The organism is Pontibacter flavimaris, from assembly GCF_001907195.1.
Taxonomy (GTDB): Bacteria; Bacteroidota; Bacteroidia; order Cytophagales; family Hymenobacteraceae; genus Pontibacter; species Pontibacter flavimaris.
Map to the genome: position 1 here is coordinate 551,577 of NZ_LVWA01000003.1, position 20,368 is coordinate 571,944.

19 protein-coding genes are annotated in these 20,368 nt (G+C 55.1%); 17 read left to right on the forward strand and 2 right to left on the reverse strand.

Annotated elements, in window-relative coordinates; translation table 11 throughout:
- Positions 1–69: 69 nt before the first annotated feature.
- From A3841_RS04640 to A3841_RS04695, 12 genes are all read left to right on the forward strand, one after another.
- Positions 70–672, forward strand: a complete 603-nt coding sequence (locus A3841_RS04640) for a hypothetical protein (protein ID WP_073851124.1) — start codon at positions 70–72, stop codon at positions 670–672.
- Positions 673–679: 7 nt separating this feature from the next.
- A complete protein-coding gene (locus A3841_RS04645; protein WP_073851125.1) occupies positions 680–1,165 on the forward strand; it encodes a DUF6438 domain-containing protein in 486 nt (161 codons plus the stop codon).
- A 261-nt stretch (positions 1,166–1,426) separates the two neighbouring features.
- The gene (locus A3841_RS04650; protein ID WP_083610212.1) at positions 1,427–1,930 is read left to right on the forward strand and encodes a YsnF/AvaK domain-containing protein; all 504 of its coding nucleotides are present in this window, start codon (positions 1,427–1,429) and stop codon (positions 1,928–1,930) included.
- Positions 1,931–1,978: 48 nt separating this feature from the next.
- Positions 1,979–2,836: a YsnF/AvaK domain-containing protein gene (locus A3841_RS04655; protein ID WP_073851224.1), complete on the forward strand. Its 858-nt coding sequence runs from the start codon at positions 1,979–1,981 to the stop codon at positions 2,834–2,836.
- Positions 2,837–3,461: 625 nt separating this feature from the next.
- Positions 3,462–4,142: a metal-dependent hydrolase gene (locus A3841_RS04660; RefSeq protein ID WP_073851126.1), complete on the forward strand. Its 681-nt coding sequence runs from the start codon at positions 3,462–3,464 to the stop codon at positions 4,140–4,142.
- 8 nt (positions 4,143–4,150) lie between these two features.
- On the forward strand, positions 4,151–4,933 hold the full coding sequence (locus tag A3841_RS04665) for a ParA family protein (RefSeq protein ID WP_073851127.1): 783 nt from the start codon (positions 4,151–4,153) through the stop codon (positions 4,931–4,933).
- A gap of 15 nt (positions 4,934–4,948) precedes the next feature.
- Positions 4,949–5,863, forward strand: coding sequence for a ParB/RepB/Spo0J family partition protein (locus A3841_RS04670; RefSeq protein ID WP_073851128.1), 915 nt, complete (start codon positions 4,949–4,951; stop codon positions 5,861–5,863).
- Between the two features lie 5 nt (positions 5,864–5,868).
- The gene (locus A3841_RS04675; RefSeq protein ID WP_073851129.1) at positions 5,869–6,531 is read left to right on the forward strand and encodes a DUF5683 domain-containing protein; all 663 of its coding nucleotides are present in this window, start codon (positions 5,869–5,871) and stop codon (positions 6,529–6,531) included.
- Positions 6,528–7,244, forward strand: a complete 717-nt coding sequence (dapB, locus tag A3841_RS04680; protein ID WP_073851130.1) for a 4-hydroxy-tetrahydrodipicolinate reductase — start codon at positions 6,528–6,530, stop codon at positions 7,242–7,244. The genes A3841_RS04675 and dapB overlap by 4 nt, the downstream gene beginning before the upstream one ends.
- A 14-nt stretch (positions 7,245–7,258) precedes the next feature.
- Positions 7,259–8,365, forward strand: a complete 1,107-nt coding sequence (gene lepB / locus A3841_RS04685; protein ID WP_073851131.1) for a signal peptidase I — start codon at positions 7,259–7,261, stop codon at positions 8,363–8,365.
- A gap of 257 nt (positions 8,366–8,622) precedes the next feature.
- Complete coding sequence (locus tag A3841_RS04690) at positions 8,623–9,057, forward strand: hypothetical protein (protein ID WP_073851132.1); 435 nt, start codon at positions 8,623–8,625, stop codon at positions 9,055–9,057.
- A gap of 142 nt (positions 9,058–9,199) precedes the next feature.
- Positions 9,200–9,619 (forward strand): hypothetical protein, encoded by a 420-nt coding sequence (locus A3841_RS04695; RefSeq protein WP_139307874.1) that lies wholly within the window; start codon positions 9,200–9,202, stop codon positions 9,617–9,619.
- Positions 9,620–9,769: 150 nt separating this feature from the next.
- On the opposite strand, the gene A3841_RS04700 is transcribed toward A3841_RS04695, so the two are convergent.
- Positions 9,770–10,585 (reverse strand): alpha/beta fold hydrolase, encoded by an 816-nt coding sequence (locus A3841_RS04700; protein ID WP_073851134.1) that lies wholly within the window; start codon positions 10,583–10,585, stop codon positions 9,770–9,772.
- A gap of 85 nt (positions 10,586–10,670) precedes the next feature.
- Complete coding sequence (locus A3841_RS04705) at positions 10,671–12,833, reverse strand: sensor histidine kinase (RefSeq protein ID WP_073851135.1); 2,163 nt, start codon at positions 12,831–12,833, stop codon at positions 10,671–10,673.
- A gap of 127 nt (positions 12,834–12,960) precedes the next feature.
- On the opposite strand from A3841_RS04705, the gene A3841_RS04710 reads away from it, so the two are divergent.
- The 5 genes from A3841_RS04710 to A3841_RS04730 all read left to right on the forward strand — a co-directional run bounded on the left by A3841_RS04710 (position 12,961) and on the right by A3841_RS04730 (position 20,315).
- Positions 12,961–13,722 (forward strand): LytR/AlgR family response regulator transcription factor, encoded by a 762-nt coding sequence (locus A3841_RS04710; RefSeq protein ID WP_073851136.1) that lies wholly within the window; start codon positions 12,961–12,963, stop codon positions 13,720–13,722.
- Between the two features lie 609 nt (positions 13,723–14,331).
- Positions 14,332–15,870 (forward strand): sodium:solute symporter family transporter, encoded by a 1,539-nt coding sequence (locus A3841_RS04715; RefSeq protein WP_073851137.1) that lies wholly within the window; start codon positions 14,332–14,334, stop codon positions 15,868–15,870.
- Positions 15,860–16,846, forward strand: coding sequence for an alpha/beta fold hydrolase (locus tag A3841_RS04720; protein WP_073851138.1), 987 nt, complete (start codon positions 15,860–15,862; stop codon positions 16,844–16,846). Before A3841_RS04715 ends, A3841_RS04720 begins: the two co-directional genes overlap by 11 nt.
- Before the next feature lie 82 nt (positions 16,847–16,928).
- Positions 16,929–19,445 (forward strand): TonB-dependent receptor, encoded by a 2,517-nt coding sequence (locus A3841_RS04725; RefSeq protein ID WP_073851139.1) that lies wholly within the window; start codon positions 16,929–16,931, stop codon positions 19,443–19,445.
- A gap of 102 nt (positions 19,446–19,547) precedes the next feature.
- Positions 19,548–20,315, forward strand: coding sequence for a 3-hydroxybutyrate dehydrogenase (locus A3841_RS04730; RefSeq protein ID WP_073851140.1), 768 nt, complete (start codon positions 19,548–19,550; stop codon positions 20,313–20,315).
- The last annotated feature ends 53 nt before the right edge of the window (positions 20,316–20,368 follow it).

The window sequence follows — 20,368 nt, forward strand, 5'->3', positions numbered from 1 at the left end:
AAGCCTTCCCGGATTCGGGAAGGCTTTTTTTATGGCTGCGGCGCCGGTTGGCACGTATGTATGCTCTATATGAGAAAGCGCTTCACCCATACGTTGAAACTATACCTGCTCCTGCTGCCGCTGGCAGTATGGGGCTGCCAGGGCAATACGAAAAAAGACGAGGGACTGGCAGCCACCCATCCCGAACTCGCCGAGGAGCTGGCCAGAGACTCCCTGACGGTGCCTTACAGCGACAGCACCAGCGAACAGCTTTACAACCGCTACCGCATCACCACGGAAGAGTACAGGAGCAGCGGCAACTACAGTGTAGGCAACCTGTACCGCGGCCGCATGGCCCCTTTGGATGAGGCCAGCCACGCCGATGCCCGCGGCTTTCGCACCGCCATCCGGAAAGGGATGGAAGAGGGCGTAAACTTTGCCGGCAAGTATACGGTGGTAAGTATTGGCTGTGGCACCGGCTGCCAGCAGCATTACGTGGTGGACCGGGAAACCGGCAAGGTGCTCGATAAGGTGCAGAGCAGCATGGGCGCCAGCTATAGTGCCGATAGCCGCCTGTTCATAGTCAACCCACCGGACTCAGCCATAGATTACGAGGCATGCAACCAGTGTACCCCGGAGGCCTTTGTGTTTGAGAACGATAAATTCCGTAAACTGGAGCAGCAAAACCGTTAAGCACAGCATGCACCCATCCTATAGAAACTACTGGCTGCTCCCCCTGCTTTGGCTGGGTTGCCTCCTTGCAGGCGGCTGCGCCAGCAGCACCGCGCAAGGAACTCAGGCACAGCAGGGCGCGCTGGATAAACTGCTGCTGTTTCAGAAAACGCCCTGCTACGGCACCTGCCCCGCCTACAACGCCACCTTCTACTCCGACGGAAGTATACTTTTTGAGGGATTCCGCTACGTGCCCGTGCTGGACTCGGTTCGGCTGCAACTCACGCCAGAGCAGCTCCAAAAAGTACAGGCCTCCCTCCGTAATCTGAACTATACTGCACTGGAAAGCAGCTACCCATCCCCTTACACCGATATGCCCTCTACCTACCTCACCTTCTACGAACAAGGCAGGGAAGTAAAACGGGTGAAGCACCAACAGGAAGGGCCGGCGCAACTGCAGCAGACCATCGGTGAACTGCATGAACTGGTGATGCGCCTGCTTGTCGGGAAATGAGCCGGTGGTGAGGGGATGGAGAATTTTTCTTCGGGTCCCCTATTTTTATAGTTCCTGTGTTTCATGCGTGCTTACCGAGGCTGTGCAACCATACACCAACTTATACCCTCCCTTCGCCATAAGTATAAAACAATCTACCCGAATTAGAATTGCCTTGCCTTCGGGCAATTGCCAACTATAGCCCTGGAGCTCCGTAGAAATCAAAGGACATATCGCAACAATATGCCTTAGGAAAACTATATTTAAATATGGTTGTAAACTATGAAAAAGCCGAATAAAAGCGATAAAATACTAAAAACAGAATTTGAGGATAATTTTCAGTCTAACCACCACGATGAGGAGGCCGGCATAGCGCCGGACGTATCGCGCCGGTATCAGGAAGAGACCATACCCGTGGTGGAGGAACAGGTGCAGATAGGGAAAAGAGAGGTAGAGACAGCAAAAGTGCATATCTCTAAGAAAGTGCGTGAGGAACTGGAAGACGTGGACATTCCCTCGATGCACGAAGAAGTGGAGGTTGAGCGCGTGGCCATGAACAGGTTTGTGGACGAGGCCCCTCCGCCCGTGCGCTACGAAGGCGACAAAATGATCATTTCGGTTCTGAAAGAAGAAGTTGTGCTGCAGAAACGATTGCTGCTGGTGGAGGAACTGCATGTCACCAAAAAGCAGGTAGAGACGCACCGGACAGAAAAAATGCCGCTCCGAAAGGAGGAGGTTATCATTGAACGGGTGAAAACCCAGCCGCACGACCCAAGGCAGGCCTGATAATCCGGCCTGTGGATATTTTTAACACATATTTTAATGAAAGAGACTATGAAACGACAAACAGTAATTGGTATTTTCGATTATGGAGTAGACGCGCAGATGGCTGCGCAGCAGTTGGAGAAAGCCGGTATCCCAAGCAGCAAGATTGATGTTGCCGTACACGGGGCCAGGGATAAATCCACCGCTACAAATATACATGAGCAACCCCAGAACAGAGAGAACGATAGCCGTGTAGGCAATTTCTTTAACTCCCTCTTAGGTAACCGCGATGAATCCGCCAGATACTCACAGGCAGCCCAGAACGGTTCTATTGTGACTGTCCATACTTCGTCTGACGAGGAGGCGCGCAAGGTATCCCAGATCCTGGACAAGGCGGGGGCAATGGATGTGGACGAGCGGGCAACCCAGCAGCGCAGTGGCATGGCCTCGTCGAGCAAGGGAAACTGGACCGGCTCCAGCGCCTCCATCCCCGTAGTGGAGGAGAACCTGAACGTTGGCAAGCGCGAGGTGGAGACCGGCGGCGTGAGGCTGAGAAGCCGCATTATTGAGCGCCCCGTGGAAGAGAACCTGCGCCTGCGTGAGGAGCACGTGAACGTGGAGCGCCGCCCGGTGAACCGCCCGGCAAACGAGCGCGACCTGGAGACATTTAAGGAAGGCGAAAGAACCATGACAGAGCGCTCCGAAATCCCGGTGGTGAACAAGGAGGCCCGCGTGGTAGAGGAAGTTCGCCTGAACAAGGAGACCACGGAGCATACGGAGAAGATAAAGGAAACCGTGCGCAAGCAGGACGTGGAGGTAGACAAGCTCAACCCCAGAAACGAGCAGCGAGATCCTAACCTGAACAGGAATACTGACCGCCGCGATCCGAACCTAGACCGGGACATTGACAAGAACAAGCGTCCCTAAGCCCGGGAGATAGAGCCATGAGGCAGAGAAAGGAAAGCGCTGACCAACTTATGGTTAGCGCTTTCTTTTTTGACTCCTACTTCAACCGCAGTCCTGCTCCTCTCTCTGGAAGAAATACAACGATTTCGAAGTAGCGGAGGCCGGTTTATACTTTACCTACAATAGCCTAAAGAAGCACAGGCAGCTTTGATCCGGGAAGCACGATCGGCCAGCGCTGATCACCCTGCTAAAGTATGGGAAAGGCTCCTGCTCAGGTTGATCAGCTAGGCACGTCCTGTCCTAAGTACGCTGCCCGGGAAGTATGAATTCGGATGGAGACAAGACGGAAAACTTTTACTTCAACTTATACTTTATACTTTGTTTGACACTATTATTTGTTTTCAATGTTTTACACAAAGTATAAACAGCTCCACCTATCCCGGAAACAAGTATAAAAAAGAGAGAATTATAACTCCGGAATCTGAACGCAAAAACAGGGTGCTGGCAAGTATAAAACAGCCCTGAAATGTGGATAAATTGCTCCCTAATGTTCAAAAATGCCAGCGGCTATATGGGTAAAAAAATGTATCTTTGTGGAAGTTAAGTTACCTTGCGTAGGTATGGGTAAGCTAAATCCGATAAAATTATGAAAATAACGTACTACGGCCAGTCTTGCTTTTTATTTGAAATCGGAGAGAACCGCGTGTTGTTCGACCCCTTCATCTCCCCTAACGAGCTAGCATCCAGCATCAACGTAGACGATATTAAGGCCGACTTTATCCTGCTCTCGCACGGCCACCAGGACCACGTGCACGATGCCGAGCAGATCGCAAGGAACAACAACAGTACCATTATCGCCAATTTCGAGATCACGACCTGGTATGGCGCCAAGGGCCTTGAAAACCTGCACCCGATGAACACCGGCGGCAAGGTGACGCTGCCTTTCGGCACCGTGAAGATGGTGAACGCCATCCACTCCAGCTCCCTTCCAGACGGCTCGTACGCTGGCAGCGCGGCGGGGTTCGTGGTGGAAACGGAGCGCCAGACATTCTACTACGCCGGCGATACCGCCCTCACCTACGACATGAAACTCATACCCGAGCAGTTTGACGTGGACTTTGCCCTGATGCCCATCGGCGACAACTTTACCATGGACATCCACGATGCCATGATAGCCGCCGACTTTGTGCAGGTAGACCGGGTGATCGGGATGCACTACGACACGTTCCCCTACATCAAGATCGATAAGGAGGAAGTGATGGAAGTAGCGAAAATGGCCGATAAGGAACTCATTTTAATGGAGATAGGTCAAACGATTGAACTATAAAGTATAACATGGGAAAGATTATTGCGGTTGCCAACCAGAAAGGCGGCGTAGGCAAAACCACTACAGCCATTAACCTTGCAGCAAGCCTGGCAGCCCTGGAATATAAAACGCTTCTGGTGGATGCCGACCCACAGGCAAACGCCACCTCCGGCCTGGGCTTCGACCCGGCCACCATTACCAGCAGCATCTACGAGTGCATGGTGGAGGACGTGAAGGCAGAGGAGATTGTGCTGCAGTCGCCTAACATTGAGTTTCTGGACCTGATCCCCTCGCACATCGATTTGGTGGGCGCCGAGGTGGAGATGATCAACATCCCCAACCGCGAGGAGAAAATGCGCGTGGCGCTGAGTGAGATGAAGCAGAAGTATGACTACATCATCATCGACTGCTCCCCGTCCCTGGGCCTGATCACGGTAAACTCCCTGACCGCCGCCGACTCGGTGGTGATTCCGGTGCAGTGCGAGTATTTTGCGCTGGAGGGTTTGGGCAAGCTCCTGAACACGATCAAGATCATCCAGTCGCGCCTGAACCCGGAACTGGCCATTGAGGGGATCCTTTTAACGATGTATGACGTGCGCCTGCGCCTCTCTAACCAGGTGGTGGAAGAGGTGAAAACGCATTTCCAGCAAATGGTGTTCGACACCATCATCCCCCGAAACGTGAAACTGAGCGAGTCGCCAAGCTTCGGCATACCGGCCCTGCTGCACGACGCCGACAGCAAGGGTGCCCTGAGCTACCTGAACCTGGCCCGCGAGATTGCGGAGAAAAACAGCGTAGCGCTGGCGAAATAACTTTTAGGAGAGTACATGTCTGATAACAAGAATTCTGCAGCGAAACGTAAAGGCGGCCTCGGCCGAGGCCTTGGCTCTCTTCTGGAGGGCAACAAGTACACCGGTAAAACTGAGTCATCCACTTTTAACGACGTCAACACCATCGCAGACATAGCCATTGAATACATACAGACCAACCCTTACCAGCCGCGCACGCACTTCGACCAGGCGGCGCTGGAGGAGTTGGCGGAGTCCATCAAAGTACAGGGCATCATTCAGCCCATCACGGTAAGGCAGCTGGGCCCGAACAGCTTTCAGCTCATTTCGGGGGAACGCCGTTACCAGGCCTCCAAGATTGCCGGTTTAACCGTCATTCCGGCCTACATCCGTAAGGCAGACGACCAGCAGATGCTGGAGATGGCCCTGATCGAGAACATTCAGCGCGAGAACCTGAACGCCATCGAGATCGCCCTCTCCTACCAACGCCTGCTCACCGAGTGCAGCCTGAAGCAGGAAGAGCTTGGCGACCGCGTGGGCAAGAAACGCACTACCGTAACCAACTACCTGCGCCTGCTCAAGCTGCCGCCGGACATCCAGATCGCCCTGCGCGACAACGTGATTTCCATGGGCCACGCCCGGGCCCTGATCAACATCGACACCATTGAGCTGCAGCTGGACGTGTTTAAGGAAGTGGTGGCCAAGGAGCTGTCGGTGCGCAAGGTGGAGGAGCTGGTACGCAACCTGCAGAACGCCAGGAAAAAGCCGGACGCGCAACAAAAACTGCTGTTCAACAAGTATGAGGAAGAGCTGAAGACCGTGGAGAGCAAACTGGCTACCCAATTCGGCACGAAAATACAGGTAAAGGCCAACAACGAGGGCAAAGGCGAGATCAAGATCCCGTTTGTGTCGGTGGATGAGCTGAACCGTATACTGGAGATACTTAACTACTAAGGCGAATGAGGCTGAGAGTTGGCGCTGCAGTTTGGCTGCTGGGCATGGTGTTATACTTTGCCCCGGCACAAACCCAGGGGCAGGTGATAACCGCCGGCCCCGACTCGGTGCGCGTGCCTGTGGTGCCAGCCGATACCGCCGCTGAGGAGGAACGTGGCTTTTTCCTGAGCAAGTGGGACAAACCCGCCAAGGCCGCTTTGTTCTCCGCCATCATTCCCGGAGCCGGGCAGGTTTACAACAAAGCCTACTGGAAAGTGCCCATCGTGTACGCCACGGGTGCAGTGCTCACCTTCTTCTTTATCGATAACAACAACCAATACCAGGATTACCGGGTGGCCCTGCTGCGCCGCGTGGACAGGGACAGCACCACCGTGGATCAGTTTGTCAACCATCCGATTTTGGGTGAAGCGAGAGGCACCGACGCTATAAACAACCTGCGCTACCGCAAAGACTACTGGCGCCGCAACCGCGACCTGACCATCATACTTGCGGTGGCAGCCCATACGTTGCAAATAGCAGAGGCTTATGTGCATGCCCACATGAAGGATTTTGAGGTAGGAGAAGACCTGGCGCTGCGCGTACAGCCCAACCTGCTGCCCCTCCACACGCAGCCGGGCAACTATACCCCTGGCCTTACCCTGACATTATACACCCGCACCAAGAAATGAGAATCCTTTTGATAGGCTATGGCAAGATGGGCAAAACCATTGAGCAGACCGCCCTGGCCAAAGGCCACCAGATCATCGGCAGGCTTACCCACAGCAACGTGCAGGAGCTGCAGAACTACACCTCTGCCAACACCGACGTGGCCATCGAGTTCACTCACCCCGAATCGGCCTTCGCTAACATCAGCTACTGCCTGGAGAACGGCATCCCGGTGGTGTCCGGCTCCACCGGCTGGCTCGACAAGTATGAAGACGCCCAGGCTTTGTGCGCCGATAATAACGGTGCCTTCTTTTATGCTTCCAACTTCAGCGTAGGCGTAAACCTGTTTTTCCATTTTAACGAGTACATCGCCGGCAAAATGAAGGACTACAAGGAGTACAGCGTGGCCATCCGCGAGGTGCACCACCTGCAGAAGGTAGACAAGCCAAGCGGAACAGGCATCACAACAGCAGAGGGCATACTGGCCAGCTACAAAGATTTAAGCGGCTGGGTGAGTGATAATCCGGAAGAAACAACTAAATTAAACATCGCTTCGGAGCGTGAGCCTGATGTGGTGGGTACGCATATTGTTACGTACAGCTCCGGTGTGGATACCCTTGAGTTAGGACACATTGCCCATTCCCGTGCCGGATTTGCCGAGGGCGCCGTTATGGCCGCTGCCTGGCTGCAGGGCCGCCAGGGCGTTTACGGCATGAAGGACATGCTGAACCTGTAATTATAGCTTAGCTGATGAACGTAAAATTTTGGGATAAGAAACCCGAAACAAAGGAACCCAAAAAGAAGAAAAGCTTTGCCCGAGAGTGGGGCGACGCCATCCTTTTTGCCGTCATTGCGGCCAGCCTTATCCGCTGGGCCACTTTTGAGGCCTACACCATTCCCACGCCATCCATGGAGAAAACCCTGCTGGTGGGGGATTTCCTGTTTGTGAGCAAGCTGCACTACGGCCCGCGTACTCCCATGACACCGCTGCAGGTACCACTCACGCACCAAACCATCTGGGGCACCAACATCCCCTCCTACTCCGATGCCATCCAATTGAAGTCGTACCGCCTGCCGGGTTTCTCTGAGGTAAAGCATAATGATGTGGTAGTGTTTAACTACCCGCCGGAGGAAGAGCACCCGGCCGATCTGCGCACCAACTACATCAAGCGCGCCATTGGAATGCCCGGCGACTCGCTGGAGATCCGTGACACGCAGGTACTGATTAACGGTAAGCCTGCACAGAACCCCGAATTGATGCAGTTCAAGTATGTGGTAATCCCCACCATGCAGCTCTCCGATAAATTCTTCCAGGACCGCGACATCAGGCTCAGTGAAGTACAGATGTTCGACAACGGCTACGTACTGGATATCACTCCCGAGATGGCCGATGAGATCTCCAAGCTGGACTTCATCAAGGAGGTGATCATGTACAAAAGTACAGCCGGCGAGGCGGAAGCGGGCGTTTTCCCGCACGTGCCGAGCAAGTATAAGTGGAACAAGGATTTCTTCGGCCCCATCTACATTCCGCAGGAAGGCGCCACCGTGGCCATTACGCCGGAGTCGCTGCCGTTTTACGAGCGCGTGATCCTGGAGTATGAGCATAATGAAAAAGCCGAAGTGCGCGACGGGAAACTCTTTATCGACGGGCAGGAGGTGCAGCAGTATACCTTTAAGCAGGACTACTACTTCATGATGGGCGACAACCGCCACAACTCCCTCGACTCGCGCTACTGGGGCTATGTGCCGGCAGACCATATTGTGGGCAAGGCCGTGATGATCTGGATGTCGACCAACCCGGAAGGCACCATGTTCGACAAAATCCGCTGGAACCGCATCTTCAACATCATCGAATAAGGATTTATACTTATAGGATATTGCAAAGCCAGCCTATCATGGGCTGGCTTTGCTGTTTTATACTTTAGCGGTTAGTCCAATGGGCGCACATCTCCTTGAAGTATAAAACACCTTCCATAGCAATTCACTAAAAACTGCGCCTATCCTGCTGCTGGAAACTTTTTCCTCATCTTAATAAAATTTTTGATCCACCTATACTTTAAAGTATATCAGTCTTGCTATATTTGAGCTGTATTACTATTTAAATAATTAAATTTATGAACAAGCTTAACCTATTTACACTTTTCTTTGCCTCTCTATTCATGCTGACACTGGTTAGCTGTGACAAAGACGATGACAAAGACCTTTCTAAGACCGAACTGCTGACAGGCGGCGAGTGGACTGGAGATCAGATTTGGATGCTAGGCAACAACATGACGGAGACGCTGAAGAATTATGGCGTGACTGCCTCGCAAATACAGCTAGATTTTAAGAAGGATGGTTCCTATACCATAAAATCTGAGGGTGAAGTGATGCAGGATGGGGCTTGGGAGTTCAGCACCGGCGAGAAGGAAATCACCACGGACAAGGGCACTTCGGACGAGAATAAGTACGAAATCAATAAACTAACATCCTCGGAACTACACTTGGAAGGGCTTTTCCCAATTGGAGATGGCTCCGAAATGAGTATGGAGATCCGGTTGAAGCGATAACCCGGTTCTTGCTCCAAAACAGCGAAGGCTCTCATACTTGAGAGCCTTCGCTGTTTTGAAGTTTTCAGCATCTACTGCGATCACAAAACTTTTATAGACAACTTACATATATAGGAAGACATAGAACCCTAACCTGCTGTATATGCCTAAACTTAGACTCCTTTACTTTCTCTTTGCCGCGTTGTGCGTGGTGTCCCTCTCTAGCTGCGGCGATGATGATGACGATGATGTCTCCCCGAACGTGGCCCTGCTCACCCGTGGCGAGTGGACCGGCAGCGCGATCTTCTTTGACGGCCAGGATATCTCCTCCGAATTTGAAGCCGACTTTGGCATTGACATTACCCGCTATACTTCCCTTTTTGAGAGAGACGGCAGCTATACAGACCACTACGACGGCTCCGTGCTTGCCGATGGGACGTGGGAATATGAGAATGACGAGCGGGTTATACTTTTCGATAAGGGCACCTCTGATGAGTACCGCGTGGTAATCTCAAAGCTGGACGAGCGGGAGCTTTACTACATACAGGGCGGCGCAGAGTTCAGGTTTACGCGTCAGAACTGATTTTCAAAGTATAAAACAACGGAGGGGCCTATACTTAGACGCTCCGTTGTTTTATACTTTGCCGGTACCAGGACAACCAAGAACGAACGACTGCTAAACGACAAGCTGTACCTCCTGTGGGTAAAAGCCGTTCTTGAGCAGCGCCAGCGTTTATACTTCCTGCCTTACTTTCGCGGCAAATTCATCCAGCAGTTGCGTCAGTCTGGGAACGCACTCCAGGTTCAGGGTATGGCCCACGTTCGGCAGGATCTCCAGCGACGCATAAGGCAAAGCCCGGTGCATCGCCCTTCCCATCTCTACCGTGCACAAAGAGTCTTCCTCGCCGTGCACCACCAACACCGGCACCTGCACGTTGCGCAGCTCCTCCAGGTAATTACCGCTTTCCTTGGTGGCCTGCGTCAGCTTTAGAATGTTCTCGGGGGCAGGGCTTTGGCTGGACTTGCTGTTTTTAAGGTTTTCGATGCTGATGATCGGGTTCAGGAAGTAGCTTCGCCCCAGCACCGCGGGCAGCATCACGTCCAGCATCAGCGGGTAGCCCCCCGCCTGCAGGGCCGCTTCCCAGCTGTAGCCGATGGCATCAAAGAAAGCATCCTTGTAAGGGAAGGTGGAAAGCAGCGCTCCTGCCTGCGCCAGATCCGGGAAATTCACCAGAAAGCGCTGCGCCACAGCACCTCCGTACGAAATGCCTACCAGCACCGTTTCAGGCAGGCGCAGCGCATGCAGCAGGTCGGCCAGGTCGGCGGCGTGCCCCTCAAAAGTCCGGTGCGCCGGCGCCGCATCCGACTGCCCCTGAAACAGCAGGTCTACCAGCACTAGCTTGTAGTCTTTGCTCAGCGCCGGCACCAGTCCCGCCCAGGCCGCCGTAGACTGCGACAAGCCATTCAGGAAGACCAAGGCTTGGGCGGCATCCGCATTACCGTGCAGCTCATAGTATAGCTGTAGGCCATCAGGTAAAGTGTGCTTCATACGTATCTTTATTAGGGGTGAAAACTTCTGTGAATCATAATCGTTGGCACCAGATCCGGCTACTATACTTTCACTTACTCATCAGTTAAAGTATCTCGCCCTCCAGTGTACGCTCGGGGTCTGCCATTGCTTTTTGCCGGTGCAGGGGCAACCGGAACCAGAAGCGGCTCCCCTTGTTCGGCTCACTCTCCACATGGATGCTGCCACCGCAACGGTCCACAAACTGCCGGCACAGCAGCAGACCAAGCCCTACTCCCTTCTCATTGGCGGTGCCTTTCGTCGTCTGGGCCGGGTGCTCCCGCTGAAAAAGAGACTGCTTGATGGATGGCTCTATCCCTATCCCCTCGTCCTCCACCGTTATTTCCGCGAAGCCATCGTGCTGCGCCCTGGCCGCTATACTTACACTCCCCCCTGCCTTCGAAAACTTGATGGCGTTGTGCAGCAGGTTACGGATCAGGAAGTCCAGCATGTTGGCATCGGCCACTACCTGCAGTTCCTCCGGCACCTGCACCTGGCATTTAATCTGCTTGGCGGCGGCAGTATCCTGCAACAGCGCCAGGTTGCGCTGCACGACCTCCCCTACTTGCAAAGGCTCTGGCTCAAAGCGCATGCTGTGGTCCGAACCGGCCTGGGAGGAGGCCCATTGCAAGAGGTTCTCCAGCAGCGACTGCAGGTTGTGCACCGACAGCTGCGTGTGGTTGGCCAGTTTCTGCATTTGCTCGGGCTGCATTCTGCCGGAAAAATTCAGGAGGATGTTCAGGAAAGAGTCCAGTGTGGCCAGCGGGGTGCGCAGGTCGTGGGAAATGATGGAGAAGAAGCGGTCTTTGAGCTGATTGAGGCGCAGCAGTTTGTGCTCCGACTCCCGTAGCTGGTGTACCGTCTCGTTCAGTTCCCGGGTTTTGTGGCGGAGGGCGGCGGTGCGGTTGGCCACCATCACCTCCAGCTCCCGCTTCTGCTGCTCAGCCAGGCGTTTCCGCTCCGTCTCCTTCTCCCGCTCCAGGCGCTCCTTTTCCAGCACCTCGGCAGCCAGTTCGCTTGTCACTGTGTTCAGCCTATAGGCCAGGCCCAGCGAGAAGAGCACCACCTGCGCCAGCATGCCTACCTGCGCTGCATATACCGTGAGCGGCGTATTGGGCAGCAGGTGCATCTCCTTGAGGATGAACAGCAACGCGCCCACCACAAAAAACATATTGGCGATGAGGAAGTATAAGGCCGGGCGATACCCCTGCCGCAGCGCCGCCACACTGACCAGGAGCATCGCTACCAGCACGGCACCGCCGATTATCCCGATCAGGTCCACGCAGGCCTGCAGCAGGTCCAGCGGAGTGAGGTAAGAGAGCAGCCCCATGGCCACCGGCAGCGCGTAAAGCAGCGAGAGCAGCGTCAAGAGCTTGTCCCAGCGGGGCATGGTAGCGTGGGTGTTGAGGTAGCTTTTCGTAAACAGCAGCCGGAAGAGGCCGTTGAAGGTCACCAGGAAGGCAAAGCTGTGGGCGTTCCAGAAAGGCGCATTGGGCCAGAGAAGCTCCAGGGCAAAGCCGTGGTAAAACATAAAGTATAATCCGGTGCCCAGCAGCGCCAGTACAAAGTATAAATAGCTGCGGTCGCGGACGGAGAAGAACAGCACCAGGTTGTAAAGCGCCATCACCAGGATGATGCCCATAAAAAAGCCCTGCACCAGCAGCCGGCGGTTGTTCACCTGCACCACCTGCTCGGGCGTTTGCAGCCGTAGGCTCAGGTGCTGCGGCTTGTACAGGTCAATGTCGCCCTGCAGCCGCAGGTAGAGCATCGTCTGGCTTTGCGGCGGCACCCGCACCAGCACCAGAGGCTTGCTCTGGGGCACATCACGCTCGGGAATGGGCAGTAGCTGCCCCGTTTGCCGCTCCTCAAAGCTCCCGTCAGCACTCAAAGCATAAAGCTGCACCCGGCTCCACTCGCCGGAGTAGAGGAAACGCGTAGCCTCGTGGTGGGAATTATTCTGCAGCGCCACCCGCACCCAGTGCACGGTTTTGCCCGCCTGCAGCGTGGCCTGGGTATCGAGGGGGGCAAAGGCCATCTGCTGCACCTCCTGCAGCGAAAGGTTGCCTGCTGCATCGTGGTAGACCTGCAGCTGCTCCCTGACCTCCTGCTCCTTGCCCGGCAGCAGCGACACCATGCCGGGAGCCTGCGCCTTGGCCATACCTGCCAGGGCCAGCAAAAAAAGCAGGCTCAGTGTCAGGGTGTTGTGTAGCTGGTTTAGTGGCAAAAGCATCCATCAATTTATAAACTCTTCTGTATAAAACCATACTTGCAGGTGCTGTTGGTTTATTTATCTGCTTTTATTATATATATTGATTGGAATTAAAAGCGGCTACCGCTAAAAGTATAAGGCTTAAAGTATGGAAAAGGTAAGGCTACTGATAGCAGAGGATGATGTGGTGATCGCGCAGAACCTGGCTTTCTCGCTGGAGGAACTGGGCTACGAAGTATGCGCCCTGGTGAGTACGGGCGAGGAGCTGCTGCTGGAGGTATATCGCTATAACCCCGATTTAGCCATACTGGATATTACGCTGGAGGGTAAGCTCGACGGCATCGACACGGCGGCCATACTTTCCAGGTCAAGCCAGATCCCGTTTATTTTCATGACGGCCCTCTCGGACAAGGAGACCATAGACCGCGCCAAGCAAACCCGCCCGCACGCCTACCTGGTCAAGCCCTTCGACATCCGCACACTGCAGAGCAGCATTGAGGTGGCCATTCACAATGCCAGCGCCCGCCAGCAGCAGCCGGCAAGTATAAATACGGAGGCTACAGCGCCTTCCGCAGCGGAAAACGACAGCTACCTGCTGCACGATGCGCTGTTCGTGAAGGTGCGGAACCGCCTGGAGAAGGTGGCGCTGCGGGATATTGTGTGGGCTGAGGCGCAGGATATCTACTGCAACATTAAAACGCCGCAGCACCTTTACCTTGTGAGCCAGAGCCTGAAAAACGTGGAGCAGCGCCTTCCCGGAAAAGACTTTATGCGCGTGCACCGCTCCTACCTGGTGCGACTCACGGCCATCGAGGCCATTGAGGACAATCACATCCTGATCGGTGGCAAACAAATCCCCATCGGCAACACCCACAAGGAGGCGCTGCTCAAGCGGCTGCAGATCCTTTGAGTTAGAGAGTTAGAGAGTTAGAGAGTTTGGGAGTTAGAAAGTTGGGAAGTTAGAAGGTTAGAAAGTTAAAGGAATGCAATAAGCTGCGTCCTTACCGAAAGTATAGTAACCGCGAATTTGCAATCCGCCAGGTAATTGCTGTACGCTTCATACCGCAAGTTTAGCGATAGCGCAACTTGTGGTTGCTTTAGCAGCAGTTTTAAACTGCTTTGCTTTGAAAAAGCAAGGTTATGAAGGCTTTGGCTATACTTTATAATTTAATTATAACAGCTTACTCAGCCCCCGATGCCTGCCAAAGCAAAGTATAAACCTGCTGACTTATACTTTCCTGCCCGCGCAGAAAGCAGGTTTACCTGAACTGATAAAATAATGGTAGACTAACCTCATGCACAGCCACAAGTTACGGCTTCGCTATACTTCCGGCAGAGACAGCATCTTTATACTATCCTCAAGATGTAATAAGCAACCACTCACTCATCCTTAAAACACCTCACCACACACACTCCTGATTTCACCTTAAAATATGCTGAGTTGGCAAGTATAGGTACGATACTATGTAAAATAATTCCTACATTTTTAGGACAAAGCAACACCTGTAACGCTGACCTTATGAACGACTTGGCCCCTTCTGAACTTGTAACGGCTGGTTGGATACTTGTTTCCGCATATGCTGCGCTTATACTTTTCTTTGTGGTACGGGGCGCGCTGCGCATCCGCTCCATCTCTGATTACGCCTTGGGCAGCGTGGTCTTCTCGCCGGTGGCGGTGGGGCTGTCGCTGGCTGCCTCCATGACGAGCGCCGCCACCTTCATCATCAACCCGGGCTTTGTGGCGCTCTATGGCGTGAGTGGCTTTATCTCCATGGCCATTGCCTTGCCAGCTGCCGCGCTACTATCGCTGGTTATACTTACCAAGGGCTTCCGAAGCATGGGCACAGCCGTGAAGGCGCAGACGATGGCGCAGTGGATGGGTGCCGTGTACAAGAGCAAAGGCTACACGATGTTCTTTGCCTTCTTATCGCTGCTGCTCATCACCTTTATCGTGCTCATCTGCGTGGGCCTGACGAAGGTGCTGGCCAGCGTGCTGAACCAGCCGGAACTGTACGTGTGCGTGGGCATTGTGGTGTTTGTGTTCGGCTATATGATGTTTGGCGGCGCCAACTCCATGGTCTATACCAACATGATACAGGCCCTGCTGATGGTGATCGTGGCTTTTATACTTCTGGGGTCCGGCTACGAGCACTTCAGCGGCGGTGTGCGGGGCTTTCTGGACAAGCTGGCGGCCATCGACCCGCTGCTGGTGGAGCCGACCAACCCACAGAGCTTCCTGTTCCGCGATTATTTCGAGATCATCTTCTGCCAGATCATCATCGGGGTGGCCATTGTGTGCCAGCCGCACATCATCACCAAGTCGCTGCTGCTCAAAGAGGAGAAGGACGTGAATTTATACTTGCTGGTGGGCCTCGTTACGCAGGGCCTGTTCTTCCTGGTGGTGGTGGCAGGACTTTACGCCCGTATCACCTTCCCGGACCTGAGTATAAACGGCGAGGCGATTCCGCTGGATGGCATCATGACAGCCTATGTGGTGAGCGAGTTCCCGGTGTATGTGGGGCTGCTGGTGGTGCTGGGGCTCATCTCGGCGGGTCTTTCCACCCTCGAAGGCCTGATCCAGTCCCTGTCCATCACCATCACCTCCGATATCCTTACCCCCATCTTTGGCCAAAAAATAGAAGCGCGCAGCGTCCTGGTGAACCGCCTGGTGATTGTGGCGCTGGCTGGAGTAACCATACTTCTCACGTTCGATCAGCTGCTGTACCCGAACCTGAGCGTGGGCATTTTCGCCCAGAACGGGGTGTACGCCTACTTCTCGGCGGCGTTTGTGCCGGTGCTGTTCGGGATGTTCCTGAAACGGGTGCCGTTGGTGGCGCCGGTGGCGGCCTCGCTGACCTCGGTGGCCGTGCACTTTGCAGTATACTATGGCGGCCTTACCTCCTACATGGATGCCCCTGTTCGTAATCCAGGCATTGCCGCTGCACTGGCGATAGTTGCCTCCGTCATTGTCGGATTCTCCTTATACTATACTTTCAGAAAGCCTGCCGAAGTGAGTGTTCCTGCCACACCTAAAACCGAACCCGTGTATGAGAACTAACGCAAAACTATACGTAGCGCTCCTGCTCGGGGGCCTGCTGAGCCTGAACGCCCAGTGCCAGTCACCGGCCTCCAGGTCTGGAACGGCCGCCGCCGCAACCACTGCCGACCCGGTTTTCGAGGGCCTGAAGTATAAATACCCGGTGCGGAAAGTCACCTTGCCCGATGGCCAGATTATCGCCTATGTGGATCAGGGAAAGGGGCCGCAGACCATTATCCTCATCCACGGACTGGGTAGCTACCTGCCCGCCTGGAACAAGAACATACCCGAACTGAGCCAACACTACCGGATCATCGCCCTGGACCTGCCGGGCTACGGAAAATCCTCCAAGGAAAATGCGCAGGTAGGCATGAAAGCGTATGCGGATGCGGTGCTGGCCCTGATGGATGAGCTGAAAATCGAAAAGGCGGTGCTGGCGGGCCATTCCATGGGCGGGCAGGTGGCCATCACCGCGGCCCTGCAGGCACCGGAGCGGGTGCAACAGCTCATCCTGGCCGCCCCCGCTGGGCTGGAGACCTTCACGGAGCAGCAGAAGCAGCTGTTCAAGGCCACCGTCACGCCGGAAAGTATTGCCAAGACCACGCCTGAGCAGATTGCTGCCAACATCAAGGTCAATTTCTTCCAGATGCCGGCCGATGCACAGTTTATGGTAGAGGAGCGCGTGGAGATGCTAAATTCCGCCCAGTTCCCGGACTACAGCCAGGCTGTGGCGCAGGGTGTGGCCAGTATGGTGGACGAGCCGGTGCACGACAAGCTGCCGCAGCTGCAGGTGCCCACGCTTATACTTTTCGGGGAGAACGACGCGCTGATCCCCAACCGCTACTTCAACCCCACCCTCACCACGAAAGCAGTGGCTGACATCGGCAAGGAGCGGATACCCAACAGCCAGGTGGTGCTACTGCCGCAGGTGGGGCACATGCTGCAGTTTGAGCAGCCGGAGGCCTTTAACAAGGCCGTACGAGACTTTCTGGATTGATTTTATACTTGCGATCATACTTTATACTTGCGAACACACGAAACGGAACACTAAAAAATCACTTTATCTAACCTTACTAACCATGAGAAAAATTTACGTACTCCTGCTGTCTATCGTCTGTGTGGCACAGGCAGCCATGGCCCAAAGCGGCGCTGTGCAGGGACGCGTGGTAGGCGGAGACACCCAAGAGGCGCTGGTAGGCGCCACGGTGCTCCTGAAAGGCACCAGCAAAGGCGCCACCACCGACGCCAATGGCGATTTCCTGATTCAGAGCGTGCCGGCCGGAACATATAGCCTGCGCATTTCCTACGTGGGCTACTCCTCTCCCGATATGCCGGTAATAGTGGGGGCCGATGGCACTGCCAATGTGGGCACCATCACCATGCAGGCCGCTACCATGATGGGCGAGGAAGTGGTGGTATCGGCCACGCGCCGCCCCGAGAAACTCACCGAGGCCCCGGCCGCCATCAGCGTTATCTCCTCCCGCGACCTGGAGGCGATGCCTTCCTTTAACATCGGCGAGCTGCTCAACAAGGTGCAGGGTGTGGAGGTGGTGCGCTCCGGTGTGATCGGCGTGGGCATCAACGCCCGCGGCTTTAACAACGCCTTTAACGTGAAGATGTACCAGATGACGGACGGCCGCAACTCCATGCTGCCGGGCGGAACGGGCCTGCCAGCCGGTTTCTACAACACCACCATCAAGGAGGATATTGAGCGGGTGGAGGTGATTCTCGGCCCATCCTCGGCCCTGTACGGACCGAATGCGCACAACGGCGTCATCAACACCATCACCAAAGACCCGCGCCGCCACCCAGGCACCACCGTAACCATTGGCGCCGGCAACCAGGATGTGCTCAGCGCCCGCGCCCGCCACGCTGCCGTGATCAACGACAAGTTTGCCTACAAGATAACCGGCGAGTACACCGAGGGCCAGGATTTCAGGTTTGTGGACACCGTGTACAACGCTGCGCTGGGTGCCCTGCCGGAGTATGACGTGGATTTCGGCTTTAAATCGAAGCGCTTCGGCTCGGCTTTATACTTTAGCCCAACCAAAACCACCGACCTTATACTGGATTATGGCTTTGGCCAGGGCGATAACATTGGCGTGACCAGCAACGGCCGCAACCAGATCAACGGCTGGACCTTCCAGTACCTGCAGGGCCGCTTCGTGTCGCCGCACGTGTTTGCCCAGCTCTACAGCACCTGGAACGATGCCGGTGATACCTACCAGATCAATGCCCGCACCACCAACTACTACACCCTGCGCGCCATGGGCTATTCTGAAGACCAGGCAGCCCGCTACTCCAAGACAGGCGCCAAGCCCGGAGAGATCGGCGAAGGCTCCCCAGCCATTGCCTTCCCCGGCTTCATCGACAAGAGCCACCGCATCAACGGCGAGGTGCAGTACAACAACAGCTTCGGCAAGCTCGATTTGATTACCGGCGTAAGCTACCAGCGCGACGTGGCCTATAGCCGCCAGACCTACCTGGACGACGCAGCCGGCGACATCATCCTGAGCCAGTACGGCGTGGTGGCGCAGCTGGAGTATGCCATCACCGACAAATTCAAGGCTTTAGGTGCTATCCGCTACGACAACCACGACAACTACGGTGCTCAATACAGCCCAAAGGCAGCCCTGACGTATAATGCCCTGAAAGGCACCTTCCGCGCCACCTGGGGCAGTGCCTACTCCGCACCATCCATCCAGTTCCAGGAGTTTTACCTCAACAACGGGGCACTGGCCATACTTGGCAACGGCGCCGGCCTGACCATCCGCAACACCGAGACGAACCAGACGCGCACCATCGACAAGCTGGAGCCGGAGCAGGTGCAGACCTTCGAGTTTGGCTATAAAGGCACGCCTACGGATAAAGTGTTTATCGACCTGAGCACCTGGTACTCCAAGTCAGAGAACTTCATCTCGCCGCTCACCGCCGTTACGCCACTCATGGGTAAAGAGAAGGTGGTTCTGAAAGGTGACAAAGACGTGACCGAGACGGCTGCCAACGCCCTGAACTACTACCTCACCTACCTGAACTATGGCGATGTTGATTCCTGGGGAACCGACCTGGGCATTAACTACTACCTCAACGACTTCTTCAGCGTGGGTGCCAAGTACTCCTACTTCAACTCCAACATCACCGACACCGACAACCTGGACAACGACGCCAATGGCGACGGGAAAGTGTCTGTATCAGAGAGCAGCCTGAACGCGGCCAAGCACCGCTACAACTTCAACTTCACCGCCCGCGACCTGTTCAACAAGAAGTTCTTCGGTTCCGTGAACGTGCGCATCCTGCCTGAGTACGATTTCTACTCCGGTGTCCAGATCGCCGCCAGAGAGAACCAAGGCAGACGAGTAGCCCCCTACAATTATAACTACGGTCCGCTGGGTGGTTTTACCTCTGTTGACCTGAGCGCCGGCTATAAGCTGAAGGAGTGGATGACGTTGGGTGCCAGCGTGAGCAACCTGTTCGATACGGCGCAGCGCGAGTACGTGGGCTCACCGGAGATCGGCCGCCTCTACTCCGTAGAGCTCCGCTTCGACCTGACCGAAAAACTGCTCCCGAACCTGAGCGTGCTCAACGGCAAGTATTAATATGAGAGTGAAAGGTTAAGAAGGTTATTTTACCGCCGAAGCGCTCTACCGGGGCGCTTCGGCATTTTTACTCATTCCCTAACATCAACCCAAAGTATAGATATGAAGAATGTACTGATAACCGGCGGCACCAGCGGCATTGGCCTGGGGCTGGCCCGCGCCTTTGCCGCCCAGGGCTACAACCTAGTGGTAAACGGATTGGAGAAGAACGGCGAGGAAATAGCGGACAAGCTGGCGCAGGAGCATGGGGTAAACGTATACTTCTCGCCGGCCAACATGCTGCAGCCCGAGCAGATACGCCAGATGGTGCAACAGGCAGCGCAGCAGCTGGGGCAGGTGGATGTGCTGGTGAACAACGCCGGCATTCAGCATGTGGCGCCGGTGGCGGAGTTCCCGGAGGAGAAGTGGGACGCCATACTTGCCGTGAACCTTTCCTCGTCGTTTCATACTTCCAAGGCAGTTTGGCAGGGGATGCAGGAGCGGCGCTTTGGCCGGATCATCAACATCGCTTCGGCACATGCCCTGCGCGCATCAGAGTTTAAGGCGGCCTATGTGGCGGCCAAGCACGGCATTGCCGGGCTTACCAAAGTGCTGGCGCTGGAGGGGGCTCCTTTCAATATTACCTGCAACGCCATTTGTCCCGGCTATGTAAAAACCCCGCTCGTGGAGGCACAGATCGCAGACCAGGCCAGGGCGCATGCTATGTCGGAGGATGAGGTGGTGGAGAAGGTGATGCTGAAGAAACAGCCCGTGAAGCAGTTTGTGGACGTGGAGGCCATCGCGCAGCTGGCGCTGTTCCTGGCCTCAGACGCCGCCGCGCAGATGACGGGTGCCTGCCTTCCTATAGATGGCGGTTGGAGCGCGCAGTAAGTATAAACTGACTACAGGCAAGCAACTAGAATTGGTATCATCGTAAGCCCTTA